At 74.3% G+C, this 3,001-nt stretch carries 4 protein-coding genes; all 4 read left to right on the top strand.

Translation table 11 applies throughout. The annotated features are described in order from the left end of the window. Nucleotides 1–221: 221 nt before the first annotated feature. Genes ACWF41_RS20670 through ACWF41_RS20655 form a run of 4 tightly spaced genes read left to right on the top strand, consistent with a single transcriptional unit; the run spans nt 222 to nt 2,914 of the window. Nucleotides 222–890: a hypothetical protein gene (locus ACWF41_RS20670; RefSeq protein WP_380327059.1), complete on the top strand. Its 669-nt coding sequence runs from the start codon at nt 222–224 to the stop codon at nt 888–890. Then, entirely contained in the window at nt 883–1,185 is a 303-nt protein-coding gene (locus ACWF41_RS20665) for a transcriptional regulator (protein ID WP_380327056.1), read from the top strand. The genes ACWF41_RS20670 and ACWF41_RS20665 overlap by 8 nt, the downstream gene beginning before the upstream one ends. Continuing rightward, nucleotides 1,182–2,123, top strand: a complete 942-nt coding sequence (locus ACWF41_RS20660; protein ID WP_380327053.1) for an ABC transporter ATP-binding protein — start codon at nt 1,182–1,184, stop codon at nt 2,121–2,123. Before ACWF41_RS20665 ends, ACWF41_RS20660 begins: the two co-directional genes overlap by 4 nt. Beyond that, complete coding sequence (locus ACWF41_RS20655; protein WP_380327051.1) at nt 2,120–2,914, top strand: ABC transporter permease; 795 nt, start codon at nt 2,120–2,122, stop codon at nt 2,912–2,914. Before ACWF41_RS20660 ends, ACWF41_RS20655 begins: the two co-directional genes overlap by 4 nt. The last annotated feature ends 87 nt before the right edge of the window (nt 2,915–3,001 follow it).

Raw genomic sequence — 3,001 nt, 5'->3', positions numbered from 1 at the left:
TCTCATTTCCCCTACTCTCCCCCCACAAACCCCCCCCCCCCCCGCCCCCCACAACGTCTCGGCGGGGTCAGCCGTCCTCGCGGGGTGGCCGCCCGGCATCCTTGAGCGCGCGACGGAGCAGCAGGTCGATCTGGACGCTGACTCTGGGGGTTGTGTCCAAGGGCAGACGCTGCCATGATCGACAAACAAGTTTGTAGCACAAAGTTCTCTGTGAGGTAGTGATGACCGAGACCCCCGGCTGGCCGGCCGACGACGCCGAGCTCGCCGCCGCGGACTCGCTGCGGCTGATCCGCGAGCAGCAGGACCGCGCCCGCGCCGCCCTCGAGCCGGACGGCCGCGCGCTGTACGGCGCGTGGGGCGTCGCCTGGCTCGCCGGCTACCTCGTGCTGTGGACCAGCGCGAGTGCCCACGGGGAGCCCGAGGCGTGGGCGTTCTGGGTGTTCGCCGGCGCGATCGCCGCGGCCGTCGTCTTCACGATGGTGCACACCATGAGCCGCACGGCGGGCACGCGCGGCGTCTCCGCCCGCACGGGCGCGATGTACGGGTGGTCGTGGATGCTCGGCTTCCTCACCTTCAGCGTGTTTCTCGGCGGCCTCGCCCGGGCGGGCGCCGACGGCGAGGTCATGGCCCTCGCCAGCAACGGTGGCGCGTGCCTCGTCGTCGGGCTGCTCTACCTGGGCGGCGCCACGGCGTTCGGCGACCGGAACCTGTTCGTCCTCGGCACGTGGATCCTGCTGGTCGCCGGCGTCGCGACGCTCGTCGGGCTGCCCGGCACGTACCTCGTGATGGCGCTCGCGGGCGGCGGCGGGTTCGTCGTGATGGCGGTGGTCGAGCACCTGCGGGTCCTGCGCCGGCGGCGGCGTGCCGACGAGGGGGCGACCCGTGCCTGACGCCCTCGACCCGGTCATCCACGCGCCCGCCCGGCTCCGCGTCGTCGCGACGCTCGCCGCCCTGGACGCCGGCGACGAGCTGAGCTTCCCCAAGGTGCAGAAGCTCCTCGACATGACGGCCGGCAACCTGTCCACCCACCTGCGCAAGCTCGAGGACGCCGGCTACGTCCGCGTCACCAAGACCCACGAGGGTCGCACCCCCGCGACGTACCTCGCCCTCACGCAGCAGGGGCGACGGGCGTTCGAGGACTACACCGAGGCCCTCACCGGCCTGCTGAGAGGAGCCGGATCATGACCCGCACCCGACCCCCCGAGCGGGCGCCCGCCGTCACGCCGGTGCCCACGTCGACGGGCGCCGTCGTCGCCGTCCGCGGTGTGACGCGCCGGTTCGGCGACGTCGTCGCGCTCGACGACGTGTCGCTGGACGTCGGGCCCGGCGAGCTCGTCGGGCTGCTCGGACCCAACGGCGCCGGCAAGTCCACGCTCCTGTCGCTGGTGAGCGGCCAGCGTCGCCCCGACTCCGGCACCGTGAGGCTGCTGGGCGGCGACCCCCGCGACGCCGCCAGCCGCGCCGGCCTCGGCATCACCCCGCAGGAGACTGGCCTGCCGCCCACCCTGCGCGTGGGCGAGGTGGTCGACTTCGTGGGCGGGCACTTCGCCGGACCGGTGCCGACCGGCGAGCTGCTGGAGCAGTTCGGGCTCGCCGACCTGGCCCGCCGGCAGACGGGCGCGCTCTCGGGCGGGCAGAAGCGGCGCCTCGCGGTGGCGCTCGCGCTCGTGGGGCGCCCGCGCGTCGTCCTGCTCGATGAGCCCACCACCGGCCTCGACGTCGGCGCCCGGCAGGCGCTGTGGGACGCGGTCCGCGCCTACCACGCGGGCGGCGGCACGGTGCTGCTGACCAGCCACTACCTCGAGGAGGTGCAGGCGCTGGCGCAGCGGGTGGTCGTCATCGACCGCGGCGTGGTGCGCGCCGACGACTCCCTCGAGGCCATCCTCCGGCGCGTCGGCCTGCGCCGGGTGGCGCTGCGGTCCGCGACGGACCTCGCCGCGTGGCCGGGCGTCGTGCGCGCCGAGCGCCGGGAGGGCGGCGTGCAGGAGCTGTACACCGCCGACGCGGACGCCCTCGTGCGCGACCTCGTCCGCGGCGACGTGGACTTCCACGACCTCCGGATCCGGGGCGCCAGCCTCGAGGAGGCCTTCGAGGAGATGGTGCTGCAGGAGGTGGCCCGATGAGCGCGACGACCACGACCCCGGGACGGGCGCCGGGCGCCCCCGGGCCGCTGCGGCTGACCTGGCTGCACTTGCGCTACCAGTTCCTCGAGACGGTGCGCGTGCCGATCGCGGTGCTGGGCAACATGCTGTTCCCCGCTCTGGCGATGTTCTTCTTCGTGGTGCCGCAGCGCGAGGTGGCGAACGACCCGCTGTGGTCGACGATGGCGGTCGCGAGCCTCGGCCTGTTCGCCGTCTGCTCGGCCAGCCTGTTCACCTACGGGCTGGGCGTGGCGGAGGACCGCCAGCTCCCGTTCGACCCCTTCCTGCGCTCCCTGCCCGCCGGCCCCGGCCCGCGGATGGTGGCGCGGATCGGCAACGGCGCGATCTTCGCGCTCTTCGGGCTGGTGCCGCTCGTCCTCATCGGGTGGCTGTTCACGGCCGCGTCGGTGACGTTCGGGCAGCTGCTCGCCGGGGTGGGCACCATCCTGCTGGTCTCCGTGCCGTTCGTGCTGCTCGGCATGGCTGTGGGGTACTCGCTGTCCGCGAAGGCCGCGCTGCCGGTGGTGCAGGTGGTGCTGTTCCCGCTGGCGTTCGCGGGCGGTCTGTTCCTGCCGCCGCAGGTGTTCCCGGGCTGGCTGGACGCGATCTCGCAGGCCACGCCCACGCGCGCCGGTCGCGACCTGCTGGTGCAGGCCCTCACCGGCGAGCCGGCCTACGGGCTGGCGTGGGCGGTGCTGCTCGGCTGGACGGCCCTGTTCGCCGTCCTCGCCGTCGTCGCCTACCGCCGCGACGAGGGCCGCCGCTTCCGCTGACCCGGGTCTGTGCTGTGAGCGGGGGGGGGGGGGGTGGTTTGGGGGGGGGGGGAGAGAAAAAAAAAACCCCCCCCACCCCCACGCGCC

The sequence above is a fragment of the Isoptericola sp. NPDC055063 genome (genome assembly GCF_053608125.1).
This window is presented reverse-complemented; position numbering and strand designations above follow the sequence as displayed.

Coding starts and splice junctions, on each gene's coding strand:
- ACWF41_RS20670 (WP_380327059.1), top strand. CDS start 222: ATGACCGAGACCCCCGGCTGGCCGGCCGACGACGCCGAGCTCGCCGCC.
- ACWF41_RS20660 (WP_380327053.1), top strand. CDS start 1,182: ATGACCCGCACCCGACCCCCCGAGCGGGCGCCCGCCGTCACGCCGGTG.
- ACWF41_RS20655 (WP_380327051.1), top strand. CDS start 2,120: ATGAGCGCGACGACCACGACCCCGGGACGGGCGCCGGGCGCCCCCGGG.